The sequence below is a fragment of the Yersinia sp. 2540 StPb PI genome (assembly GCF_052217165.1).
In the GTDB taxonomy this organism is placed as follows: Bacteria; Pseudomonadota; Gammaproteobacteria; order Enterobacterales; family Enterobacteriaceae; genus Yersinia; species Yersinia enterocolitica_E.
This window is the reverse complement of sequence record NZ_JAZGQC010000001.1, coordinates 1,715,321-1,738,276: the sequence shown is the minus strand read 5'-3', so window position 1 is coordinate 1,738,276 and position 22,956 is coordinate 1,715,321. Positions and strand designations below refer to the sequence as shown.

Here is a 22,956-nt window from a genome sequence, read left to right as displayed (position 1 = left end):
ACACCGACTAGACTGTCAGCGGATAGGTTACTGTACGGGAAAGTTGATGATGGGCAGTTTAAAACATGAAGGTATTGCTACTACGGCACTGGATCCGCTGGTGGCTTAATCACAAACTGACGAAACAGTTCGCGACTTTTTAACGGTTTCCCCCCCAAATAGGGTTTGAGGGCGATGCGGGTGAAGCGCTTGGCTGCACGTAAAGTATCGGCATCAGGAAATTCACGGTTAGCCAAAGCCGATAATTGGCGGCCAGTAAAGCTATAGTGATCAACCACCAAGCTGGCGATAAATCCTTTTTCTTCCCGATAGCGGTAGGTCATGGTCTCTGACACCGGCTGACCACTCCCCGCACAGTGGAGAAAATCCACACCATAGCCAAGATGAGCCAATATCGCCAATTCAAACTGGCGCAGGGCATATTCGGGCGATCCATCACTGCCTGCCAAAGCCTGTAAGCAATGCAGATAATCGAAGAATAAAGCAGAGTAATTGGTTTGATGTTCTAACACGCGGGAAAGCAGCTCATTGACATATAAACCGCTATACAACATAGAGCCAGTCAATGGAAGAGCCAGTGATACTGGCTCAGCACTGCGTAAGGTTTTAACTTCACCACGCCCGGTCCAGCGAACCAATAATGGCGTAAAAGGCTGCAAGCAGCCTTTTAGATTGGAGCGGCGACCCCGCGCACCTTTGGCCAGCACCCGCATGCGACCTTCCCCTTCAGTAAATAAATCCAGCATCAAACTGGTTTCACTATAGGGTCGCCCATGCAGGACAAATGCGCGTTGCCAACCGTCCATTGGCGAGTCTTACTTCAGATCGTCGGTATAGCCTAAGCTGCGCAATGCACGTTCGTCATCTGCCCAGCCTGATTTCACTTTCACCCACAGCTCAAGATGCACTTTTGCTTCGAACATTTGTTCCATGTCCTGACGGGCTTCAATACCAATGGTCTTGATTTTCGAACCTTTATTACCGATGACCATTTTCTTCTGGCCTTCGCGTTCAACCAAAATCAGCCCATGGATGTTATAACCACCGCGCTCATTTGGGACAAACTGTTCAATTTCAACTGTTACTGAGTAAGGTAATTCCTCACCCAAGAAGCGCATCAACTTTTCGCGAATGATTTCTGACGCCATAAAACGCTGAGAGCGGTCAGTGATATAATCTTCCGGGAAATGATGACCCGCTTCCGGCATAAGCTTGCGCACGATGCCAGCGATGGTATCCACGTTCATCCCTTTCTCGGCAGAGATTGGTACGACGTCCAGGAAATTCATCTGCTTACTTAAGAACTGAATATGGGGCAACAGCTTGGTTTTGTCTGTTACGTTATCAACTTTGTTGATCGCCAATAATACCGGGCATTGTAAACTGCGCAGCTTATTAACGACCATTTCATCGTCGGCAGTCCAATTGGTGCCTTCGACTACAAAAATCACTAATTCCACATCACCGAGAGAGCTGCTTGCCGCGCGATTCATTAAGCGGTTAATCGCGCGTTTTTCTTCAATATGCAGCCCCGGGGTATCAACATAAATGGCCTGATAAGGCCCTTCAGTATGGATCCCCATAATACGGTGGCGTGTGGTTTGTGGTTTACGTGAAGTGATGGAGACTTTTTGCCCCAACAGTTCATTTAGCAAAGTAGATTTACCCACATTCGGGCGACCTACAATTGCAATAAAACCACAATACGTTTTTTCTACTTCGCTCATTCAAGCTCCAACTGTTTCAGCGCTTGTTCCGCTGCCGCCTGCTCAGCTTTACGGCGACTTGAGCCGGTACCTATTACCGGTTCATTCAAGCCACTCACCTGGCAGTGGATAGTAAATTCCTGGTCATGTGCTTCTCCGCGAACCTGCACAACCAGATAAGAGGGCAATGGCAGATGACGGCCTTGCAAATATTCTTGCAAGCGCGTTTTCGGGTCTTTCTGCTTATCACCTGGGCTGATTTCTTCCAACCGACTGCGATACCAGTCGAGAATCAGCCGTTCAATCATATGAATATCGCTATCTAAGAATATACCGCCAATTAAGGCTTCTACTGTATCCGCCAAAATTGATTCGCGACGGAAACCACCACTTTTCAATTCACCCGGCCCAAGGCGTAAACATTCACCGAGGTCAAATTCACGGGCCATTTCAGCGAGTGTATTTCCTCTAACCAATGTGGCACGCATCCGACTCATGTCCCCTTCATCGACACGGGGAAAGCGACGATACAGCTCATTGGCAACAACGAAACTTAATATAGAGTCACCCAGGAACTCCAAACGCTCATTGTGTTTGCTACTGGCGCTACGATGAGTCAGTGCTTGCAGCAAGAGCTCCTGCTGTTGAAAAGTGTAGCCCAGCTTCCGCTGTAGCCTGTTTATTACGATGGGGTTCATGAGTTACCAATAGATCAAGAATGCGTCAAAAACTACAGCATACGGAACAGGTCTGATCCGCCAATATTGCAGGACAAAACTGTTTCGTTTGCAGTGGCTCCCATAAAGAAGCCAACTTTTATCGCTCGAAGGGTTATTCTACAACGAGTGGAAATATAATGCTGCGTTTAAATACCCTGCTTACTTGAAGTTGCAGCAGTGCTAGCGGCGTTCAAATCTACTTCTAGCAGATTTGTCACCCGAATTACTGACTTTTGTCGGTTCATCGGGATGTGCTCGTTTGCTACCTGGCTGCAACTCCACCATCTGGGTATAGCCGATACTAATGGATTCCACCAATTCGACTTAAACGAACACCCGTTGGCCATTCACCCTCTTGCTTTTCAAAACTCATCCAAATAGCAGTGGCCTTGCCAACTAGATTACGTTCCGGCACAAACCCCCAGAAGCGGCTATCTGCACTGTTATCCCGGTTGTCGCCCATCATAAAATAGTGACCTTCCGGCACCACCCAAACCCCTAAAGGCTGGTTAGGTTGTTGATAATAAGCGCCTATCTGCTCCTGACGCCCAGGGACGGTCAGAATATGGTGTGCCACCGGCCCAAGAGTTTCGGTGCGCTCACGCAAACGTACCCCACCATCAGGCACTGCCTGATTTGTCGGGATTTGGAAGAAGCCAGCAGAAGCCTCGCCATTGCCGCTATAGCGGAATGTCTGCACAAAATCGCTTGGCTCAGATGCACTGTAAGTAATTGGCAACGCACTATCACAAGAAGTACCGGTATTACATGCAGGCTGCACCGTCACTTCCTTGCTGATTGGATTATAGCTAACGCGGTCACCCGGTAAGCCCACTACACGCTTGATATAGTCCAAACGCGGATCGAGCGGATATTTAAATACCGCGATATCACCACGTTTTGGATGTCCCGTAGGGATCAGCGTAGTTTGCGTGATGGGATCTTTAATACCATAAGCAAACTTCTCAACCAGAATGAAGTCACCGATCAATAGCGTTGGCATCATCGAACCAGAAGGGATCTGGAACGGTTCGTAAATAAACGAACGAACGATAAATACCAGAGCTAACACCGGGAAGACTGAAGCACAAGTCTCTATCCAGCCAGGCTGCCTTGCCGCCTGTGCTAAAGTCTTATTATCTACAGCACAACCCGTTTGTGCCTTGATCGCCGCAGTTTGCGCATTAACTGCCGCAATTTTTGCCTGGCGAGCCGGTCCCCATTTAAACCGCTCGAAGCACCAGATAATCCCTGTCAGCAGTGTTGCTATCGCTAAAATCAAGGCAAACATGTTAGCCATCAAAACTCCTTATTTGCTGTCTTTTCCAACGTGCAGAATAGCCAGGAAAGCCTCTTGCGGTAATTCAACGTTACCGACCTGTTTCATACGTTTTTTACCGTCTTTCTGTTTCTGCAAAAGTTTCTTCTTACGGCTAACGTCACCGCCATAACACTTCGCCAGTACGTTTTTACGTAACTGTTTCACAGTAGAACGGGCAATGATGTGGTTACCGATAGCAGCCTGAATTGCAATATCAAATTGCTGGCGCGGGATCAATTCTTTCATTTTCTCAACCAGATCACGGCCACGGTATTGCGCATTATCACGATGGGTAATAAGCGCCAGCGCATCTACACGCTCGTTGTTGATTAACACATCAACACGCACCATGTCAGAGGTCTGGAAACGTTTGAAATTGTAATCCAGCGAGGCGTAGCCACGGGATGTCGACTTCAGGCGATCGAAGAAATCGAGCACCACTTCAGCCATCGGAATTTCATACGTCAGCGCCACTTGGTTACCGTGGTAAACCATGTTGGTCTGCATACCACGTTTTTCAATACACAACGTGATGACGTTACCCAGGTATTCCTGCGGCAACAGCATATGACACTCAGCAATTGGCTCGCGTAGCTCTTCGATGTTGTTCAACGCCGGCAGCTTGGATGGGCTATCAACGTAAACGGTTTCCTGACTGGTGGTGATCACTTCATATACGACCGTCGGTGCGGTGGTGATCAACTCCAGATCGTACTCACGCTCCAGACGCTCCTGAATGATCTCCATATGCAGTAAGCCGAGGAAGCCACAGCGGAAACCAAAGCCCAATGCGGTGGAGCTTTCTGGTTCGTAGAACAAAGAGGCGTCATTAAGACTCAACTTGCCCAGTGCATCACGGAAAGCTTCATAATCGTCTGAACTAATAGGGAACAGACCGGCATAAACCTGTGGTTTTACTTTCTTAAAGCCAGGTAATGACTTCTCCGCCGGGTTACGGGTCAGAGTCAATGTATCGCCGACCGGTGCGCCCAAAATGTCTTTTATCGCACACACCAACCAGCCAACCTCACCGCAGTTCAACATATCGCGATCTATACGTTTTGGTGTAAAAATACCGAGGCGCTCAGCATTATAACTCTGCCCGGTACTCATTACTTTAACCTTATCGCCTTTACGCAATGAGCCATTTTTAATACGAATTAACGATACAACACCCAGATAATTATCAAACCAGGAATCGATAATTAGCGCTTGTAATGGACCATCAGGATCACCCTCTGGCGGCGGAATATCACGCACCAAACGCTCAAGGATATCGGGTACACCTACACCAGTTTTCGCTGAGCAACGTACCGCATCAGTCGCATCAATGCCCACGATGTCTTCAATTTCTTCCGCAACACGCTCAGGGTCAGCAGCCGGCAGGTCGATTTTATTTAAAACAGGAACCACTTCCAGATTCATTTCCATCGCGGTGTAGCAGTTCGCCAGCGTTTGTGCTTCAACGCCTTGCCCGGCGTCAACAACCAGCAATGCCCCTTCACAAGCCGCTAAGGAGCGGGAAACTTCATAAGAGAAGTCAACGTGACCAGGGGTATCGATAAAGTTGAGCTGATAGGTTTGACCATCTTTAGCATGGTAATCAAGCGTCACGCTCTGTGCCTTGATGGTAATACCACGCTCACGCTCCAGATCCATAGAATCCAGTACTTGAGCGGCCATTTCACGCTCAGATAATCCGCCACAAATCTGAATAATACGGTCCGACAGCGTCGACTTACCGTGGTCAATATGGGCAATAATAGAAAAGTTTCTTATGTGCTTCATTTATATGAATTTTTCTCTAGTCGTTGTCTTTAATTAATTATTGGTGGACACAGCGATGGACTCAAACCCAAAACTACCCACATAAATATGCACGCATCTTACACTGTAAGTCTGCCTCGTGAAAGGCATCACACTTAGCTTGTTAGCTGATTTATCCTGTTAAAATGTATCAACGCCTTACCTTACATCGCTATTGATAGTACATACTCTTAGCGCTGTTCCGTGCTGATATCCCGGTAAAAATAGTTTAATACCAATAACTTTATTGTGCCTATAGCTTATAAAGCTCGCTAGTGTGTATTATTTAACTGATTATAATCAGCACGATAGATACCCTACGCGCCTAATTTAGTGGTGCACATATTTCTATTTTGTCGAACTGATGATTAATTCATTTTCGGAAAATGCTCATTTACCCTGTTGGATAATAATTTAAAGTATTCATGTGATTTTATAACAACCAAGTGAAATATCCTCTTGGCGGCCATATGGAGAATATTATGATTGATGAAGGAAAAATACTGAGCCGCCATGAGTTTAGAAAAAATAACTCCAGAGCCACTATCGTCGCAATAATACTTATATTAGTATTTAGTTTTATAATAATTACTTTATCAATGGCGACATCTATTTTTTCAACCCCATCAATTCTTTCGATCTTATGTGTCGCTATTGCAGCTATCTCGCTGAGTACCTTTTTGTATTTGCGCTTACACTGTAATCCAATGTTTACCTACTTTCTTTATGAGAAAGGAGTACGGGTCTTCAATCATCACAGTGGAAATGTCTATTTTATTACATTTAATAAAATACAATACATTCATAAATACCATACAGGAGTAAACCCTAATGGCAAAATTAACACAATGGCATTTCGCACCTCTAAACTTCAGCCATGGAATATTATAATTAATAATATAACTAATGCTTACCCGCTGATAAACACAATCATCCATCAACAAGTCATGCATGTCGGGATAGTAAGTTTAAACTCTTTATCCCGAGGGAAAGCAATTGTATTTGATGTAATTAAAAAGAATGACAACTGGCTAAAATCACTCATATACCATGGTCTTTTAAATGTAATCATGGTGAAAAATGTTCAGATGGATACAACTCCACTTTCACTTAGTGCACACTCATTAATTACAACAGACGGTATTATCAGCATTGAAGACATCCTGCGTGTCGAGACGTTACGCGAGAAAGATCATGATAAAATACGCTTATTTGATGCTAAAGGTAACATACTTTTCTCAGTAGATTACTCAGCGCTTATCAGTGCCGATCTTTTTATTGCTTTAGTTGAACACATGATACAAAACCGTATTCCGGCCTATCATGGCTGAGAGGAAAGGAATTATTCTGTTACTGAATTCGTATAGTCGTTGGGGGTAAACCAATCTGTAGAATCATTGGTTGATAGTCACTCTGTCCTTCAATTCTGCTCGCTAATGTTCTGGCGAGCAAAAAACCTAGCCCAGCACCTAAAATAGCGCCTAGAGCAGTAAAAGCATCGGTAACAAATAAAGCCTGAAATAAACCGCCACCCGCAATCAATCCGGCTAAAGGCGTTAGATAAACCAAAGAAGCAGAACGTAATAAACTCCCCTCACTAATACCGACTTCAACCTTTTGACCAGGTTCAAGCGGTTGCGAGATAGCTATTTGTAATTGGTGCTCCGACTCCGGCCCCAATTCATTTAATAAATGACTACCGCATCCAGTGCGCGCATTGCAACTCCCACAACCAGACTGTGGTTCACAACGCAATAGAGCAACACCATTTTGCCACGAAATAACTGTAGCCCATTCTTTCATCATTTTGTTGATTCCAAAACAATACTGTCAGCGATACGTTTTGCAGTTGTAGGCGGAAGCTCGCCAACTATGGTAATTTCAACACTATTACGAGCTTCAGTATGCACAGTTCTACGACCTTGACGTAAGGATTGCTCTGAAGGCGCATCTTTACCCGCCGGATTTATATTTACTGAAAAACTGAATAACCCATCAGAATATAACCGTGATTCTGTTGGTGCATCCATATTCGGTAATGTACGGCGACTGCGTGAAACCTCGGAAACACCTTCCGGCAACCAACGAGGGGCCCAGGTAAAATCAACCTTGGTTTTAGCAGGTAATGCAAGCAATGGCGGTAAAGAGAGCTTTACCATACCTTGCAAAATATCCTGAATAGGTTCACCGATAGCAAAAGAAATCACACGAAATTGCTCAAGTGTTTCACCATCACGATCTAACAAATCTACCCGCATTGGGAGTTTGCTCGTTTCATCCATCCAAATAATATAGCTGTATCGGGTACTGTCACGGGCGACTACCCGAATAACCTGACATGGTCGGTCTGCAATACGGGCACGGCCAAGTGCAATATAGTTATAGAATTTTGACAGCTTTTCAAAATCGGGGAATACGATAGACGGCAATGCATCAACTATATGTTCACCCGCCAGAGTGAAAGCATCGAAACCAGGCTCGAAATAACTTATTTCATTACCACGCTGTAAGATCTCAGTGCGTGGGCCATCCATACGCAGCAATTGCGCAAAGGTTTTTTTATCTAAAATAGCATGTCGATAGCGAAGAGAATCAATCCCTTGCTTATTAACATTAATGTAGGATAGCTCATAGTTGAGCGACTGGCTGGCACTGCTCATTTCCTGCAACATTGCTATCGGCGTCGTTTCCGCCGAAGCAATTGTTGGCATGAACAGGCTGCCCGTCATTAAACAGACGGAGAACCAAAGTTGCTTCATTACTGCTGCTGCATTCCTAAGGACTGAGTTCCGGGAACCTGAATAGCGGCTTGTGTCGATGTTGAAGGCTGCTGCAACACGTCAGTTTGTGGCAAGCGGCGTTGCAATTCAAAATCTTGCAATTGAGTCATCATATTGACTCGCCGACGTTGCTCCTGAACCTGATGCTGTTGAGACGTTCCGAAAGAACCATCAGCAGGCACACCAAAACTTACTGGCGAGGCTTTACCCATCATCGGTAAGGTATTAAATGCAGGTGATTCTGGTTGCAAATTACCTGATTCGGGTTGGTTGTATTGTTGAACCCCAACAATTACCGCTAGAGAAACACACGCGGCAACCCCAACCTGAGTAATCTGGCTGGCCCATGGGCGAACTTTTTGCCAGAAAGGCATTTTCTGCCAGACATGAGGTTGTGGCTGAGATTCAGGCACAGCAATAGGTACAAAACGAGCAGGCTCGTTTTTGAGTGCCTCTGCGACTCGGCTGGCGATATCCAGATGCAAGACTTCACCAACATCCCCCCGCAGGGTATCACGGATTAAATGATAGCTCTGCCAGCTTTGCTGCAATGCTTTATCTTTCGATAAAGAACCAAGCAGCTCACTATCGAGAGTTTCTCCGTCCATCAGAGCGGAAAGCTTTTCTTTCTGCATGCCAAATACCCTTTATGTGTCCGCTTATCGCTGAATTAGCGGCTGAACTTTATTATCGATAGCCTCTCTGGCACGGAAGATACGGGAACGAACAGTACCGACCGGACAGTCCATAATCACAGCTATCTCTTCATAGCTTAGACCATCTAACTCCCTGAGTGTAATCGCCATCCGCAGATCTTCAGGAAGTGACTCTATGGTTTTAAAAACTATCTGCCTCAATTCTTCAGACAACATTAAGTTCTCAGGGTTCGATATTTCTTTCAATGCACCCGCATTTTCGTAATTTTCAGCATCATTTGCATCCACATCACTGGATGGCGGGCGCCGCCCCTGAGCAACTAAGTAATTTTTTGCTGTATTCACAGCAATACGGTAAAGCCACGTATAGAAAGCGCTATCGCCACGAAATGACTCCAATGCACGATAAGCTTTGATAAAAGATTCCTGAACTACATCAGGGACATCACCCTGAGGCACATAGCGGGATACAAGGCTCGCAACCTTATGCTGGTATCGAATTACCAGTAAATTGAACGATTGCTGATCACCTTTCTGGACCCGTTCAACCAGCATCTGATCCGTTAACTGCTCGCTCATCCGAGGTGAACTCTCCCGAAATCTATCCTCACGCTAAAAGTAGTACTGCCAGCCATATCTTTATTTTCCTGAGCAAGCACACGCTTGGAGTTTATAAAAATTGCAAAGTTCCATGTTGCCAGATTATTTGTCTGAATATTCTTTAGACATCTTATAGCCATAGCTTTTGCTCTGGCAGATAGGCTAACATGAATTTCACTCTTCTTCTGCACACATCATACGATATGCAATCATCATCTGAACACGTTAGCGATGTATTGATCATCGGGAGTGGCGCTGCCGGTTTGTCATTGGCTTTACGCCTGGCGCCACATTGTAAAGTAACTGTTCTGAGCAAAGGGCCACTTAATGAAGGTGCCACTTTTTATGCTCAGGGAGGTATTGCTGCCGTTTTTGATGAAACTGACAGCATTAGTTCACATGTCGATGACACCCTGATTGCTGGGGCCGGGCTTTGTGACAAAGACGCCGTAGAGTTTATTGCCAGTAACGCCCGCTCTTGCGTGCAATGGCTTATTGATCAAGGCGTCCTGTTTGATACCGAAACCAATGCCAGCGGCGAAGAACGTTATCACCTTACCCGTGAAGGCGGCCATAGCCATCGCCGTATACTGCATACTGCTGATGCTACAGGTAAAGAAGTAGAAACCACCCTGGTAGGTAAAGCAAGGACCCACCCTAACATTTTAGTGAAAGAACGCTGTAATGCTGTCGATCTTATCACGTCCAATAAAATTGGTCTGACGGGCACTAAACGTGTGGTCGGCGCTTATATCTGGAACCGGGAGCTTGAGAAAGTTGAAACTTTTCGGGCTAAAGCGGTCGTTTTAGCTACCGGTGGTGCCGCCAAAGTTTACCAATATACCACTAACCCCGATATCTCTTCTGGCGATGGTATCGCCATGGCATGGCGTGCTGGGTGTCGTGTCGCTAATTTAGAATTTAACCAATTTCATCCTACCTGCTTGTTCCATCCGCAAGCGCGTAACTTCTTACTGACCGAAGCATTACGTGGCGAAGGTGCTTACCTTAAGCGCCCTGACGGCAGCCGCTTTATGCTTGATTTTGACCCCCGAGGGGAATTGGCCCCGCGTGATATCGTCGCCCGTGCCATAGACCATGAGATGAAGCGCCTCGGTGCTGATTGTATGTATCTGGATATCAGTCATAAACCGACTGATTTCGTGATGCAGCACTTCCCGATGATCTACGAAAAACTACTGTCGCTCGGTATCGATCTGACCAAAGAAGCCATTCCTATCGTACCTGCTGCTCACTATACCTGTGGCGGTGTAATGGTAGACCAACATGGGCGTACTGACTTGGATGGTTTATATGCGATTGGCGAAGTCAGCTATACCGGCTTGCATGGCGCTAACCGCATGGCTTCTAACTCTCTGCTCGAGTGCCTGGTGTATGGCTGGTCTGCCGCTGAAGATATTCTTATGCGCTTACCACATGCCAAATTGGCGAAACATTTGCCAGACTGGGATGAAAGCCGTGTTGATAACTCTGATGAACGTGTCGTCATTCAGCATAACTGGCATGAACTGCGTTTATTCATGTGGGATTACGTCGGTATTGTGCGCACCACCAAACGCTTAGAGCGCGCTTTACGCCGTATCAATACATTACAGCAGGAGATTGATGAATATTATGCCAACTTCCGTATCTCCAATAATCTGCTGGAATTACGTAACCTCGTGCAGGTCGCTGAGTTAATCGTGCGCTGTGCCATGGAGCGTAAAGAGAGCCGTGGTTTGCATTATACGCTTGATTATCCTGATCAAATAGAGAATCCACAGCCTACCATTCTTCATCCATAATAGCTTTTCAGGGCGCGGTTCACTATCGCGCCCTGCTTATCCTGATTTTTGACTTATCACTACAACCACTTATCACGATAACTAATAGTTGAGATAAAACTCGCTGATCAACTGACAAAACTCTGGGGAATAGACCCCTTCAGATTGACGCAAAGCTAAATGCTGATACTCCGTCTCTCCCATCTGGCGCGATAACGTCAATAACATTCTATTTAGCGGCTTACCAGGACGATCCCTGATGTCTACTTGGCAGTGAACGAACCAGTTTTGTTGAATAGCAAGGCGGGAGAGTTCAATTCCCAAGTCATGAGGTAAAACCACACAAAACGCACCGCTCGGTGTGATAAGCTTCTCAGCACAGTTTAGTAAAGCATCATGCGTTAAGGAGCCGGTGTAACGCGCAGTATCGCGGGCCTCATCCCGGCAGGCGAGCGCCGGAGCAAAATAAGGTGGATTGCTGACAATCAGATCATACTGATGAGGGTGGTTTTCAGCAAACTGGTGCACGTCCTGCTGATAAATACGAACCCGCTCAGCCCAGGGAGATGACGCCGCATTGCTGCTTGCCTGCCGTGCGGCTTCTGGCTCCAGTTCAACGCCATCAATCAATACCTCAGATGTTGAACGTTGAGCAATCATTAGAGCAATAAGTCCACTGCCACAACCGATATCCAACACTTTATGGGCTTTTTCCACCGGCACCCAAGCCCCAAGTAGAACACCATCAGTGCCTACCTTCATCGCACAGCAGTCATGTGCCACAAAGAATTGTTTAAAAGTGAAACCACCACCACGTAACACCGGTTTTTTTTTCAATTGTTCGCCCACATTAGTCACCAGAATCCATAACCGGCGTAGCATAGGACAATATGATTGAAGGGAAAAGACATCATTACCGCTTAAACAGGTGAAGAATTCGGCTAACCCGTCTATAATCGGCGCCCCAAGTAGAGGAAGACCATGACTGTAACCAATTTTTCCGAACTCGATCTCGATGAACGCCTGATTGACGCACTGCGCGACAAAGGCTATGAGCGCCCTACCGCCATTCAAGCTGCGGCTATTCCGCCAGCTATGGATGGGCGCGATGTATTGGGTTCGGCTCCAACAGGTACTGGCAAAACTGCCGCCTTTTTGCTGCCTGCCTTGCAGCATTTGCTCGATTTCCCACGCAAAAAATCTGGCCCGCCACGGATACTGATCCTGACGCCAACCCGTGAATTAGCCATGCAAGTTGCGGATCAAGCCCGTGAATTGGCCAAGCATACACAGCTGGATATCGCCACGATCACCGGCGGTGTGGCTTATATGAACCACGCGGAAGTGTTTAGTGAAAATCAGGATATCGTTGTTGCGACCACTGGCCGCTTGTTGCAATACATCAAAGAAGAGAACTTTGACTGTCGGGCAGTAGAAACCCTGATTCTGGATGAAGCCGACCGTATGCTGGATATGGGCTTTGCGCAGGACATTGAAACCATCGCCGCAGAGACTCGCTGGCGTAAACAAACCTTACTGTTCTCCGCCACGCTTGAAGGTGAAGCTATCCGTGAGTTTGCGGAACGCATCCTGAATGAGCCGGTAGAGTTGGAAGCCGATCCATCTCGTCGCGAACGTAAAAAAATTCAGCAATGGTACTATCGTGCTGACAATATCGAACACAAAACCGCGCTGCTAGTGCATCTGCTCAAGCAACCGGAAGTGCAGAAATCCATCATTTTCGTCAGAACCCGTGAAAAGGTACACCAACTGGTCAGTTGGCTACGTGAGGCCGGAATTAACGCCTGGTTCCTCGAAGGTGAAATGGTTCAGGCGAAACGCACCGAAGCCGTTATTCGTTTAGGCGATGGCCGGGTTAACGTTCTGGTTGCCACTGATGTGGCTTCACGCGGTCTCGACATCGACGATATCAGTCATGTATTCAACTTTGATCTGCCGCTGACATCTGATGTCTATCTGCACCGTATTGGCCGTACTGGCCGCGCCGGGCGCAAAGGTGTTGCTATCTCATTAGTTGAAGCGCATGACCATCTATTGCTGGGTAAAATTGGCCGTTATCTGAACGAACCATTGAAGCCACGGGTTATTGATGAATTACGCCCGACCAGCAAGGCACCAAGCGAAAAAACCACCGGTAAACCTTCTAAAAAGGTTTTAGCAAAGCGTAAAGAGCTAAAAGAAGCCAGCAAAGAGAAGGTAAAGGTTAAGGTACGTCACCGCGATGCCAAAAATGTTGGTAAGCGGCGTAAGCCAAAGGAAAAACCTGATACCAAGAGTGCTGATTGATTTAGCATTCTTGCGAAAAAGCCGCTTATAACAGCGGTTTTTTATTATCAGCACGATGGCGACAACCTTACTGTATTCCGCACTCAAGTTGCGTTTTAGCCTATCCGGCTAATATTCTGCTACTGCTGATAAACCTCAGCGAGTTTCTTCCCACGCAGCCAGGTATTCAATTGCTGGTGTTTTTGTTGCATTTCAGCACTTTGAATATTCAAAGGCGTCATGGCAAAATATTGTTGAAAGGTTGCCCCCTGCTTGTTGCGTAATTCAGGATCAGCACCGGCTTTTAATAGCCGCAATGCCAGATCTGGCGCATTGGTTTTGCCCGCTAAATGCAGTGGTGTATCCCCCATCCGATCAGCCATATTCGGATCGACCCCAGCAACTAACAGCAGGATAACCTGAACTCCGCGCCCCGCCATAACAGCCGCAGCCAATGGCGTCGCCAGTGTTACACTATTGCGCGCATTAGGTTTCATACGGCCTTCAAGTAAAATTTGCAGGTAATGCGCATCTTGCACACTAGCCGCCGTATGCCAGGCGGTATCACCCTGCATGCCCGACTGAAATGGATCAGCATGCTCTTGCAGCAACGCCGCTAAACTTTCTGGCTGTTGGTTGAGAATAGCCCACTGCATCAGGGTTACCGACCGATCACCTTGCTGCTGCAACAACTTTTCATTTGCTAACTGATGGATCTGTTTTACATCTCCGTGGACAATCGCATCAGCGATCGGTATTACAATCGGATCAGTAAAAGCTGTATTAATATCTGTCATCGCCTGCCCCTCAAAACTTATTAATGGCATCAAAACACCGTAGATGGCATAACGCAAATGGCGCCTCACCCTCATTGCCAGTGTCGATTCAGGCATACTGCCGCTCCCAAGGTTGTTGTTCACTCATTGAGCTGATCACTTTATCAATACTGTGTGCCGATAAGCGGCGTTCAAGGTGCTTATGTGGCAGCCAATCATCTATCCCAGTGAGTTTGTCACTATTTGTCAGAGTGATTTTATGGCCTACCGCATCAGGAATTAACCACGTAGATTCCTGTGCATCTGTCAGCAAATCATATTGTTCGCTATAGCAGCGCACACCACCGTTTCCTGCTGAAATCCGTGCTTGAGTGGGGTCCATACCAAGGCGATTTATGGTGTGGTCTGAAACACCCGCGGCATTAAATGTCACCGCAAATGTTCCACTCGCTAATGCTGCGGTCGCCGCCAAACCGCCCCCCAATGAGTGCCCGGTAATCACCAGCGCATCACCAAATGCCATTTTTGCGGTTTTCCCTACAGCAACGGCTTGATTATACTGTACATCATCGTAGCCAGTGGCTTGCCGGATGTTACTTAACCAATCATTTACATCATTGGTACCGGCAAAGGATAAAACATACTGCTGATTATCATGATAAATCCCAGCCTGAAATCCTGAAGCACTATTAAATAAACTCGCCGGATCTATTCCCGCAGCCAGTAACTCACCATCACTCAAACGTGTAAACCCGCCGATGCTACCAGCAGCAGGAGCGTAAACATCTTTAGCGAGTAATGCTAATGAATAGTCCCCTTGCTGTGATCCTTGTCCATTTGATATCGCAACATACTCACTCCCCGTCGCAGCTCCGTTACTTCGTGTCAGGCTAACGTTAGCTTGCATACTATAACAAAGCTCATTACCTGCCAGCGTTGCTGCAGTAAGATGAGTCGGTTGTCCCACTGAAGGCTTGTCTGCGGTGGTGACATCCCTCTTTGGCAGTTCCGATGGGTTCACTTGACTCATTAAACCTACTAATGCAGTAGGCCTAATCAAACTGACAGGTCCACTCATGCCAACTCCTTGTCGAAAGATAATCCAGATAATTAGTTCGGCGTTATGGGTTTATCTATCGACACATCGGATGATGTTCTTAAATAGAAATGATAAGATTTACTTATAAATATAGAGAAGTGTGATCGTTATCAAATTTATCGACCACTAAATAGAAGAGATGAAAAAGGGAGCCGAAGCTCCCTTAGAATTTTTGAATGACTTAAACGTTATGACAAAAATTACAGACTTTCAGTGAAAGTACGAGTAATTACATCACGTTGTTGTTCTGGTGTCAGGGAGTTAAAACGCACTGCATAGCCAGAAACACGAATCGTCAACTGAGGATATTTTTCTGGATTTTTCACTGCATCTTCCAGTGTTTCGCGGCGCAGAACGTTAACGTTCAAATGCTGACCACCTTCAACACGCACAGTAGGCTGCACTTCCAGTGGAACTTCGCGATATTCAATCTGGCCTAACTCACTGGCAGGAACTATCTGATCTTCGGCATAACCCGCTTTAGCGCAAACGCAGCGCAGTTCAGATTTTTCATCATCTAACAGCCAAAAAGAGTTCAGTAAGGCTTCATTGTTAGCTTTAGTAATTTGAATACCAGTAATCATTTGGTGCCTCCATAATGCGGATATAAATTCCAAGGGGGAGAAACTATCTTGGTTATTTGGTAAAACCATTGTTGTCTTATTGTTCTGTATACCAGTCAGACCGCCGCAATTCTTTGACTTAAATCAATCTTTCGACCACATCAGTAATAACTCCATCGCCAAATTTATGTTTTATATCAATTTTATCAAAACAACTGACAGCAAATATTTTTGTAAATTTTCAACATTTTTTGCATAAAAAGGTCAAGAAATCATCATTACGTCACAGAGTCAGGTTTAACGGTTTCACTCACCGGTTTGAACCGGTAAGCTAACGCACATCAATACTTTGCAGAAACTAAGGAGAGTGTTTATGTCTGCCTCCCTTACCTGGCACGATGTGATCGGCCTGGAAAAAGAACAGCCTTACTTTAGAGATACGCTGGCCTATGTGGCAGCAGAACGCAGTGCTGGCAAGACTATCTATCCTGCGCAAAAAGATGTATTTAACGCATTCCGCCTGACTGAATTGGATCAGGTTAAAGTGGTTATTTTAGGGCAAGACCCCTACCACGGCCCCAATCAAGCACATGGATTATCATTTTCTGTGTTACCTGGGGTGCCAGCGCCTCCCTCTTTGGCGAACATGTACAAAGAGTTGGCTACCGATATCCCAGGCTTTGAGCGCCCCAATCATGGCTTCTTGCAAAGCTGGGCCGAACAAGGGGTCTTGCTACTCAATACCGTGCTAACCGTTGAAGCAGGTAATGCGCACTCTCATGCTAACCTTGGTTGGGAAACCTTCACTGATAAAGTCATTGCAGCCCTGAATGAACATCGTGATGGGGTGATTTTTATGCTGTGGGGAGCACATGCCCAGAAGAAGGGCCGGATCATTGATACCCAACGCCACTTTATTTTAAAAGCGCCGCACCCATCGCCGCTGTCTGCCCATCGTGGTTTTCTTGGTTGTAAGCACTTTTCACAAGCAAATCAGCTACTGCAACAGCACAATCAACAAGCTATTGATTGGCAACCCAAACTACCAACAGCAGAATAAAATACCAAGATAGTTAAATAAAAAAAGGCACCCGAAGGTGCCTTTTTCACGTCAGGACACCTTAAGCTTTCGCTTTAGATACCGCAACCATTGCCGGGCGTAGCAAACGGCCATTTAGCGTATAGCCTTTTTGCATCACCATCATCACATGATTTGGTTCATGATCAGCAGATTCAAGCATCGTCATTGCCTGATGAACATCAGGATTAAACGGCACATGGGTATCAGCGACAACCTCAATGCCGAATTTACCTACTGCATCGAGCAGTGATTTCAGCGTCAACTCGACACCTTCAATCATCGAAGTCAGTTCGGTATTGCTTTTATCAGCAGTATCCAGTGCACGTTCCAGATTATCGATCACTGGCAATAATTCAGATGAAAATCTTTCCAGTGCAAACTTATGCGCTTTTTCAACATCCAATTCAGTACGACGACGGATATTCTCAACTTCAGCCTTAGCGCGTAGCAAGCTTTCGCGCTCACGCTGTACGGCTGCAGCCAACTGCGCTTCAAGCTCGGCAACACGCGGATCTACACCTTCACCCGTCTCTTGTGTCGCTTCCACTTGCTGCTCTGCTGCATTTTCCATTTCTTCCGAGACTTGCTCGTTTGGTGTTTTCTGTTCTTTACTACTCATGGATATCTCCGCGTTTTAGCATTAATCTCGCTACTTGGCTTATTATGGGGATCAAAACCGGGGATTCAAGGGAACCGGTCATAATGTGGGGTAAAAGACGCCCCAGTAAGGAAAATCACGGCAATGAATAATAAAAGATTCAATTGTATTGGTATTGTCGGTCACCCACGGCATCCGGCTGCACTTGCCACCCATGAGATGCTCTACCACTGGTTAAACGCCAAAGGTTATGACGTGATGGTTGAACAGCAGATCGCCAAAGATCTAAATTTAACCGATGCCATTACCGGCAGCTTGGCTGACATTGGCCAAAAAGCCGATTTAGCCGTGGTGGTCGGGGGCGATGGCAATATGCTCGGTGCCGCGCGAGTACTCGCTCGCTATGATATCAAAGTCATCGGTGTCAACCGAGGCAATCTGGGCTTTCTGACTGATTTGGACCCGGATAATGCCCAACAACAACTTTCAGATGTACTGGAAGGCGAATATCTAAGCGAACAACGCTTCTTACTAGAAGTACAAGTGACTCGTACCAATCAGCAAAGCCGCATCAGCACAGCAATCAATGAAGTGGTTTTGCATCCGGGTAAAGTGGCACATATGATTGAATTCGAAGTGTATATCGATAACCGCTTCGCTTTTTCTCAACGTTCAGACGGCCTGATCATTGCCACCCCTACCGGCTCGACGGCTTATTCGCTCTCGGCAGGTGGCCCAATCCTCACCCCCACCCTGGACGCCATCGTATTGGTCCCGATGTTCCCACACACTCTAACCGCCAGACCTCTGGTCATTAATAGTAGCAGCACCATCCGATTGAAGTTTTCGCAAATCACCAGCGACCTGGAAATAAGCTGTGATAGCCAGATAGCACTACCGATTCAGGAGGGTGAAGAAGTATTAATTCGCCGTAGTGATTTTCACCTTAATCTTATTCATCCAAAGGACTACAGTTATTTCAATACGTTAAGTACAAAATTAGGCTGGTCGAAAAAATTATTCTAAAAAGTGCCGCAAGGACTTTACTGTATATAAAACCAGTTTATACTGTATTCAAATACAGCTATGTGTTTATGTACAGGAGATTTACCATGCTGGCCCAATTAACCATCAGTAATTTTGCAATTGTGCGTGAGTTAGAAATCGATTTTCAACCCGGGATGACAGCAATTACTGGCGAAACAGGGGCAGGTAAATCTATCGCCATAGATGCATTGGGGTTATGCCTTGGTAGCCGCTCAGATGGCAGCATGGTGCGTTTAGGTGCAACGCGTGCTGATATTTGTGCTCGCTTTTCACTGACAGACACCCCATCGGCCCGACAGTGGTTGGAAAACAACCATCTTGATGACAGCAATGAATGCCTATTGCGGCGGGCTATTGGAACCGATGGCCGCTCAAGAGGCTTTATTAATGGTACGGCAGTCCCCCTGTCACAACTGCGAGAGTTAGGCCAACATCTCATCCAGATTCACGGCCAACATGCCCATCAGTTGCTATTAAGACCAGATCATCAAAAACAGCTATTAGATGCCTACGCAGACCAGTCTGCTTTGCTGAGCGAAATGAAAGCAGCCTATCAAATCTGGCACCAAAGCTGCCGGGCACTGGCACTCCATCAACAGCAATCTCTGGAACGTAACGCCCGAAAGGAATTACTGCAATATCAGTTGAAAGAACTAAATTCATTTGTCCCACAAGCGGGGGAATATGAACAAATTGATATCGAATATAAGCGTTTGGCAAACAGTGGGCAGTTGTTGTCACTCAGCCAACAAGCCTTACAATTGCTGTCGGATGATGAACAGAATAACATTCTTAGCCAGCTCTTCTCAGCCAAACACCAGTTAACCGAACTGGCTGGCATGGATGAACAATTTAATAATTTATTAAATATGCTAGAAGAGGCTTCTATCCAAATCAGTGAAGCCAGTGATGAGCTACGCCACTATGCGGAGCAATTTGATATGGACCCTAACCGTTTGTATGAATTGGAACAACGGTTATCTCGTCAATTAAATCTGGCCCGTAAACACCATGTAGCACCAGAAGAGTTACCCTTGTTTCATCAGCAATTGCTGGATGAGCAAGAACAGCTGTCACGGCAAGAAAACGACCATGAGCAACTCAGCCACGCGGTAAATACTCACTATCAACACGCGTTAGAGATAGCTAACCGGTTGCATCAAGAACGTCAGCATTATGCTGATGAATTGGCCGCGCTAATTACCGAAAGCATGCATGAATTATCAATGCCACATGGCCAATTCACGATTGACACCCATTTTGAGCCAGAGCACCTCAGTGCTGAAGGGGCGACCCGCATTGAGTTCTGCGTCACTACCAACCCAGGTCAACCGCTACAAGCACTGGCCAAAGTCGCCTCCGGTGGTGAACTGTCTCGCATCGCATTGGCGATTCAGGTGATTACAGCGCGTAAAATGGACACTCCTGCGCTTATCTTCGATGAAGTTGATGTTGGTATCAGTGGGCCAACGGCAGCCATAGTGGGCCGCCTGTTGCGTCAGCTTGGTGAATCGACTCAGGTTATGTGTGTGACCCACCTTCCACAAGTTGCGGGTTGTGGCCATCAACATTTCTTTGTGAGTAAACAAACCGATGGCACTGAAACCGAAACCCATATGCATCGGCTAGATAAAAAAGCCCGCTTGCAAGAGTTGGCGCGCCTTCTGGGCGGCAGTGAAGTGACGAAAAACACCTTGGCAAATGCAAAAGAATTGCTCGCAGCATAGAAAAGATTAACTTTTTTCCTTTCCAGAGGTCATACAGGTGCCCTGTAAAGGTTTCCAACTGCTGCAAGGTCTATTATCATCGTCATCCTACGCCCTAAAGGAATGTGATTACTATGCGCTGTAAAATGCTGACTGCCGCCGCTGTGATGCTTGCAATGCTTACTGCGGGTTGTTCAACGCTGGAGAAGGTGGTCTACCGGCCTGATATTAATCAGGGTAACTATCTATCACCTAATGACGCGTCCAAAATTCATAAAGGTATGACCCAGCAACAAGTGGCATATACCTTAGGCACACCAATGCTACAGGACCCGTTTGGCACTAAAACCTGGTTCTATGTGTTCCGCCAACAACCTGGCCACCAGAAAGTAACACAACAGACGTTGACGTTGACCTTTGATAGCAGCGGCGTGCTGACTGATATCAAAAACGAACCAACATTAGCAGGAAATTAATTTATCCGAAGATTGCAGAGCAGATGAAGGGAACGAATACTGATTATGGTTTTAGGCAACAAGCCGCCTAATACTTATGCAACCATAGGATGGCGTACGCTTTTTCTTCGATAGCAGTTCAGGGCTACAATAAAAATAAGGCACAGACGGTGCCTTATTTTTTTGCCTGTTCGGCGCGTTGTCGGCGTAACTCTTTAGGGTCTGCGCTCAGAGGGCGATAAATCTCAACACGATCACCCGTGTTAAGCTTATCTCCCAGCTTTACCGGGCGGCTGTAAACACCCACTTTATTTTTTGTCAGATCAATATCTGATCGTAACTCAAGTAAACCTGATGCTTTGATAGCATCCTCAACAGTACTGCCAGCCTCAAGTGAAACAGTGCGCAAATATTGGCGTTCAGGCAAGGCATAAACCACCTCAACGCGAATCTCAGACACTGTATACCTCTTTAGCACGTTGAGTGAACGCCTGCACCATATTGCCAGCTAATTCCTTGAATATTTTACCAAAAGCCAACTCAATCAGCTTATTGGTAAATTCAAAATCCAGGTGCAGTTCAACTTTACAAGCATCTGCACTTAATGGGGTAAAATGCCATCCGCCCATTAATTTCCGAAATGGCCCATCTACCAATTGCATATTAATGCTCTGGTTATCAGTCAATGTATTGCGTGTAGTAAACGTTTTACTGATACCAGCCTTGGCGACATCGACTGCGGCCGTCATTTCATTCTCAGTAACATCAAGCACCCGGCTGCCGGTGCAACCAGGCAAAAATTCTGGATAAGAGCGAACATCATTAACCAGTTGATACATCTGTTCTACGCTAAACGGAACCAACGCAGAGCGGCTAATCTGTGGCATAACATTTCCTGTGAGACATAAAACGCGCTGATAATACCATTTATCTACCGCCAGACAAAAAATCTGCTAGGCATTCTACGCAACAAATGAGACAAAATGCACAGGCATCCTGCGGGAAAGGATTTCATTCGCCTCCGCATACAGTATAATGATCAATACTATGACAAAGAAAAAAGCATACAAACCCGGTTCCGCAACCATTGCGCAAAATAAACGAGCCCGCCATGAATACTTCATTGAAGAAGAGTTCGAAGCGGGTCTTGCGCTGCAAGGTTGGGAAGTAAAATCTCTGCGTGCTGGCAAAGCCAACATTAGTGATAGCTACGTAACCTTTAGAAATGGCGAAGCCTTCTTGTTTGGCGCCACCATTACGCCGTTGAACGTTGCGTCGACTCATGTTGTCTGCGAGCCAATGCGTACCCGTAAACTGCTGCTAAACAAACGCGAGCTGGATTCGCTGCTCGGTAAAGTTAATCGCGACGGTTTTACCGTAGTTGCCCTTTCCGTATATTGGAAAAATGCCTGGGTTAAAGTTAAAATCGGTGTCGCAAAAGGTAAGAAAGATCACGATAAACGTGATGACATCAAAGATCGTGAATGGCAGGTCGATAAAGCCAGAATAATGAAACACGCTAACCGTTAAGTCTCTGGCTTATCAGCGTATAGTTCTGGTATACTATAGAAGTTCTTTGGGGCTGATTCTGGATTCGACGGGATTCGCGAAACCCAAGGTGCATGCCGAGGTGCGGAGGCCTCGTAAAAAACCGCAAAAAAAATAATTGCAAACGACTCGCAATACGAATCTGCTGCTTTAGCAGCTTAATCAGCCTAAGAAACTGAAGGTTCCCTCTCTCCCTAGCCTCCGCTCTTAGGACGGGGATCAAGAGAGGTCAAACCCAAAAGAGCTCGTGTGGAAACCTTGCCTGGGGTTGAAGCATTAAAACTAATCAGGATAGTTTGTTAGTGGCGTGTCCGTCCGCAGCTAACCGGCGAATGTAATGACTGGACTAAGCATGTAGTGCCGACGGCGTAGTAATTTCGGACGGGGGTTCAAATCCCCCCAGCTCCACCAAATAATGATCCGGG

At 46.3% G+C, this 22,956-nt stretch carries 24 protein-coding genes and 1 other RNA gene; 9 read left to right on the top strand and 16 right to left on the bottom strand.

Translation table 11 applies throughout. The annotated features are described in order from the left end of the window. Positions 1-80 precede the first annotated feature (80 nt). From recO to lepA, 5 genes are all read right to left on the bottom strand, one after another. Complete coding sequence (gene recO / locus V1956_RS07930; protein WP_083163139.1) at positions 81-806, bottom strand: DNA repair protein RecO; 726 nt, start codon at positions 804-806, stop codon at positions 81-83. A 9-nt stretch (positions 807-815) separates the two neighbouring features. Further along, positions 816-1,727: a GTPase Era gene (gene era / locus V1956_RS07925; protein ID WP_083163137.1), complete on the bottom strand. Its 912-nt coding sequence runs from the start codon at positions 1,725-1,727 to the stop codon at positions 816-818. Continuing rightward, positions 1,724-2,404, bottom strand: coding sequence for a ribonuclease III (gene rnc, locus V1956_RS07920; protein ID WP_083163135.1), 681 nt, complete (start codon positions 2,402-2,404; stop codon positions 1,724-1,726). The genes era and rnc overlap by 4 nt, the downstream gene beginning before the upstream one ends. A 322-nt stretch (positions 2,405-2,726) precedes the next feature. Next, entirely contained in the window at positions 2,727-3,725 is a 999-nt protein-coding gene (lepB, locus tag V1956_RS07915; RefSeq protein ID WP_083163133.1) for a signal peptidase I, read from the bottom strand. A 9-nt stretch (positions 3,726-3,734) separates the two neighbouring features. Continuing rightward, a complete protein-coding gene (gene lepA / locus V1956_RS07910; RefSeq protein WP_083163131.1) occupies positions 3,735-5,534 on the bottom strand; it encodes a translation elongation factor 4 in 1,800 nt (599 codons plus the stop codon). Positions 5,535-6,034: 500 nt separating this feature from the next. Here lepA and V1956_RS07905 point away from each other — a divergent pair, with 500 nt between their 5' ends. Continuing rightward, entirely contained in the window at positions 6,035-6,883 is an 849-nt protein-coding gene (locus V1956_RS07905) for a hypothetical protein (protein WP_372559696.1), read from the top strand. Positions 6,884-6,902: 19 nt separating this feature from the next. Here the strand turns inward: V1956_RS07905 and rseC are convergent, their stop codons facing one another. The 4 genes from rseC to rpoE are packed head-to-tail and all read right to left on the bottom strand — an operon-like array spanning position 6,903 to position 9,567. Beyond that, entirely contained in the window at positions 6,903-7,358 is a 456-nt protein-coding gene (rseC, locus tag V1956_RS07900; protein WP_083163126.1) for a SoxR-reducing system protein RseC, read from the bottom strand. Beyond that, positions 7,355-8,311, bottom strand: a complete 957-nt coding sequence (gene rseB, locus V1956_RS07895) for a sigma-E factor regulatory protein RseB (protein ID WP_442824993.1) — start codon at positions 8,309-8,311, stop codon at positions 7,355-7,357. The genes rseC and rseB overlap by 4 nt, the downstream gene beginning before the upstream one ends. Next, positions 8,311-8,967 (bottom strand): anti-sigma-E factor RseA, encoded by a 657-nt coding sequence (rseA, locus tag V1956_RS07890; RefSeq protein WP_083163122.1) that lies wholly within the window; start codon positions 8,965-8,967, stop codon positions 8,311-8,313. The genes rseB and rseA overlap by 1 nt, the downstream gene beginning before the upstream one ends. 24 nt (positions 8,968-8,991) lie before the next feature. Then, complete coding sequence (gene rpoE, locus V1956_RS07885) at positions 8,992-9,567, bottom strand: RNA polymerase sigma factor RpoE (protein WP_005159396.1); 576 nt, start codon at positions 9,565-9,567, stop codon at positions 8,992-8,994. 224 nt (positions 9,568-9,791) lie between these two features. Here rpoE and nadB point away from each other — a divergent pair, with 224 nt between their 5' ends. Continuing rightward, positions 9,792-11,393 carry an L-aspartate oxidase gene (gene nadB / locus V1956_RS07880; protein WP_193784795.1) on the top strand — a complete coding sequence of 534 codons (1,602 nt, stop codon included), beginning with the start codon at positions 9,792-9,794 and terminating at the stop codon, positions 11,391-11,393. An 81-nt stretch (positions 11,394-11,474) separates the two neighbouring features. On the opposite strand, the gene trmN is transcribed toward nadB, so the two are convergent. Next, a complete protein-coding gene (gene trmN, locus V1956_RS07875) occupies positions 11,475-12,221 on the bottom strand; it encodes a tRNA(1)(Val) (adenine(37)-N(6))-methyltransferase TrmN (RefSeq protein WP_442825789.1) in 747 nt (248 codons plus the stop codon). A 132-nt stretch (positions 12,222-12,353) separates the two neighbouring features. Between trmN and srmB the strand changes: the two genes are divergently transcribed. Next, complete coding sequence (gene srmB / locus V1956_RS07870; RefSeq protein ID WP_005188653.1) at positions 12,354-13,679, top strand: ATP-dependent RNA helicase SrmB; 1,326 nt, start codon at positions 12,354-12,356, stop codon at positions 13,677-13,679. Positions 13,680-13,798: 119 nt separating this feature from the next. Here the strand turns inward: srmB and V1956_RS07865 are convergent, their stop codons facing one another. The 3 genes from V1956_RS07865 to grcA form a co-directional block, all read right to left on the bottom strand. After that, positions 13,799-14,455: an ankyrin repeat domain-containing protein gene (locus tag V1956_RS07865; RefSeq protein WP_372559941.1), complete on the bottom strand. Its 657-nt coding sequence runs from the start codon at positions 14,453-14,455 to the stop codon at positions 13,799-13,801. 88 nt (positions 14,456-14,543) lie between these two features. Then, entirely contained in the window at positions 14,544-15,512 is a 969-nt protein-coding gene (locus V1956_RS07860) for a phospholipase (RefSeq protein ID WP_420074724.1), read from the bottom strand. 221 nt (positions 15,513-15,733) lie between these two features. Further along, positions 15,734-16,117, bottom strand: a complete 384-nt coding sequence (gene grcA / locus V1956_RS07855) for an autonomous glycyl radical cofactor GrcA (RefSeq protein ID WP_005188661.1) — start codon at positions 16,115-16,117, stop codon at positions 15,734-15,736. A gap of 352 nt (positions 16,118-16,469) precedes the next feature. Between grcA and ung the strand changes: the two genes are divergently transcribed. Beyond that, positions 16,470-17,156, top strand: coding sequence for a uracil-DNA glycosylase (gene ung, locus V1956_RS07850; RefSeq protein WP_442824992.1), 687 nt, complete (start codon positions 16,470-16,472; stop codon positions 17,154-17,156). Between the two features lie 61 nt (positions 17,157-17,217). Here ung and grpE read toward each other — a convergent pair whose 3' ends face one another. Next, the gene (gene grpE / locus V1956_RS07845; protein ID WP_372559701.1) at positions 17,218-17,796 is read right to left on the bottom strand and encodes a nucleotide exchange factor GrpE; all 579 of its coding nucleotides are present in this window, start codon (positions 17,794-17,796) and stop codon (positions 17,218-17,220) included. Between the two features lie 123 nt (positions 17,797-17,919). On the opposite strand from grpE, the gene nadK reads away from it, so the two are divergent. The 3 genes from nadK (at position 17,920) to bamE (ending at position 21,004) form a co-directional block, all read left to right on the top strand. Further along, positions 17,920-18,801, top strand: a complete 882-nt coding sequence (gene nadK / locus V1956_RS07840; RefSeq protein WP_083163112.1) for an NAD(+) kinase — start codon at positions 17,920-17,922, stop codon at positions 18,799-18,801. 86 nt (positions 18,802-18,887) lie between these two features. Then, a complete protein-coding gene (gene recN / locus V1956_RS07835; RefSeq protein ID WP_193784794.1) occupies positions 18,888-20,549 on the top strand; it encodes a DNA repair protein RecN in 1,662 nt (553 codons plus the stop codon). A 113-nt stretch (positions 20,550-20,662) separates the two neighbouring features. Then, a complete protein-coding gene (gene bamE, locus V1956_RS07830; protein ID WP_083163108.1) occupies positions 20,663-21,004 on the top strand; it encodes an outer membrane protein assembly factor BamE in 342 nt (113 codons plus the stop codon). Positions 21,005-21,158: 154 nt separating this feature from the next. Here the strand turns inward: bamE and V1956_RS07825 are convergent, their stop codons facing one another. Then, positions 21,159-21,443, bottom strand: coding sequence for an RnfH family protein (locus tag V1956_RS07825; RefSeq protein ID WP_032907001.1), 285 nt, complete (start codon positions 21,441-21,443; stop codon positions 21,159-21,161). Further along, complete coding sequence (locus tag V1956_RS07820) at positions 21,436-21,870, bottom strand: type II toxin-antitoxin system RatA family toxin (protein WP_005188672.1); 435 nt, start codon at positions 21,868-21,870, stop codon at positions 21,436-21,438. The genes V1956_RS07825 and V1956_RS07820 overlap by 8 nt, the downstream gene beginning before the upstream one ends. A 160-nt stretch (positions 21,871-22,030) precedes the next feature. Here V1956_RS07820 and smpB point away from each other — a divergent pair, with 160 nt between their 5' ends. Continuing rightward, positions 22,031-22,513: an SsrA-binding protein SmpB gene (gene smpB, locus V1956_RS07815; RefSeq protein WP_049608454.1), complete on the top strand. Its 483-nt coding sequence runs from the start codon at positions 22,031-22,033 to the stop codon at positions 22,511-22,513. 48 nt (positions 22,514-22,561) lie between these two features. Continuing rightward, positions 22,562-22,942, top strand: a transfer-messenger RNA (tmRNA) gene (ssrA, locus tag V1956_RS07810). Positions 22,943-22,956: the final 14 nt, after the last annotated feature.

Bases quoted from the DNA above. Each gene is read 5' to 3' on its own strand.
- nadB (WP_193784795.1), top strand. From the start codon at position 9,792: ATGCAATCATCATCTGAACACGTTAGCGATGTATTGATCATCGGGAGT.
- lepB (WP_083163133.1), bottom strand. From the start codon at position 3,725: ATGGCTAACATGTTTGCCTTGATTTTAGCGATAGCAACACTGCTGACA.
- bamE (WP_083163108.1), top strand. From the start codon at position 20,663: ATGCGCTGTAAAATGCTGACTGCCGCCGCTGTGATGCTTGCAATGCTT.
- grpE (WP_372559701.1), bottom strand. From the start codon at position 17,796: ATGAGTAGTAAAGAACAGAAAACACCAAACGAGCAAGTCTCGGAAGAA.
- rnc (WP_083163135.1), bottom strand. From the start codon at position 2,404: ATGAACCCCATCGTAATAAACAGGCTACAGCGGAAGCTGGGCTACACT.
- V1956_RS07860 (WP_420074724.1), bottom strand. From the start codon at position 15,512: ATGAGTGGACCTGTCAGTTTGATTAGGCCTACTGCATTAGTAGGTTTA.
- srmB (WP_005188653.1), top strand. From the start codon at position 12,354: ATGACTGTAACCAATTTTTCCGAACTCGATCTCGATGAACGCCTGATT.
- rpoE (WP_005159396.1), bottom strand. From the start codon at position 9,567: ATGAGCGAGCAGTTAACGGATCAGATGCTGGTTGAACGGGTCCAGAAA.
- lepA (WP_083163131.1), bottom strand. From the start codon at position 5,534: ATGAAGCACATAAGAAACTTTTCTATTATTGCCCATATTGACCACGGT.
- era (WP_083163137.1), bottom strand. From the start codon at position 1,727: ATGAGCGAAGTAGAAAAAACGTATTGTGGTTTTATTGCAATTGTAGGT.
- V1956_RS07865 (WP_372559941.1), bottom strand. From the start codon at position 14,455: ATGACAGATATTAATACAGCTTTTACTGATCCGATTGTAATACCGATC.
- ung (WP_442824992.1), top strand. From the start codon at position 16,470: ATGTCTGCCTCCCTTACCTGGCACGATGTGATCGGCCTGGAAAAAGAA.
- nadK (WP_083163112.1), top strand. From the start codon at position 17,920: ATGAATAATAAAAGATTCAATTGTATTGGTATTGTCGGTCACCCACGG.
- rseC (WP_083163126.1), bottom strand. From the start codon at position 7,358: ATGATGAAAGAATGGGCTACAGTTATTTCGTGGCAAAATGGTGTTGCT.
- rseB (WP_442824993.1), bottom strand. From the start codon at position 8,311: ATGAAGCAACTTTGGTTCTCCGTCTGTTTAATGACGGGCAGCCTGTTC.
- V1956_RS07905 (WP_372559696.1), top strand. From the start codon at position 6,035: ATGATTGATGAAGGAAAAATACTGAGCCGCCATGAGTTTAGAAAAAAT.
- recO (WP_083163139.1), bottom strand. From the start codon at position 806: ATGGACGGTTGGCAACGCGCATTTGTCCTGCATGGGCGACCCTATAGT.
- grcA (WP_005188661.1), bottom strand. From the start codon at position 16,117: ATGATTACTGGTATTCAAATTACTAAAGCTAACAATGAAGCCTTACTG.
- recN (WP_193784794.1), top strand. From the start codon at position 18,888: ATGCTGGCCCAATTAACCATCAGTAATTTTGCAATTGTGCGTGAGTTA.
- V1956_RS07820 (WP_005188672.1), bottom strand. From the start codon at position 21,870: ATGCCACAGATTAGCCGCTCTGCGTTGGTTCCGTTTAGCGTAGAACAG.
- rseA (WP_083163122.1), bottom strand. From the start codon at position 8,967: ATGCAGAAAGAAAAGCTTTCCGCTCTGATGGACGGAGAAACTCTCGAT.
- smpB (WP_049608454.1), top strand. From the start codon at position 22,031: ATGACAAAGAAAAAAGCATACAAACCCGGTTCCGCAACCATTGCGCAA.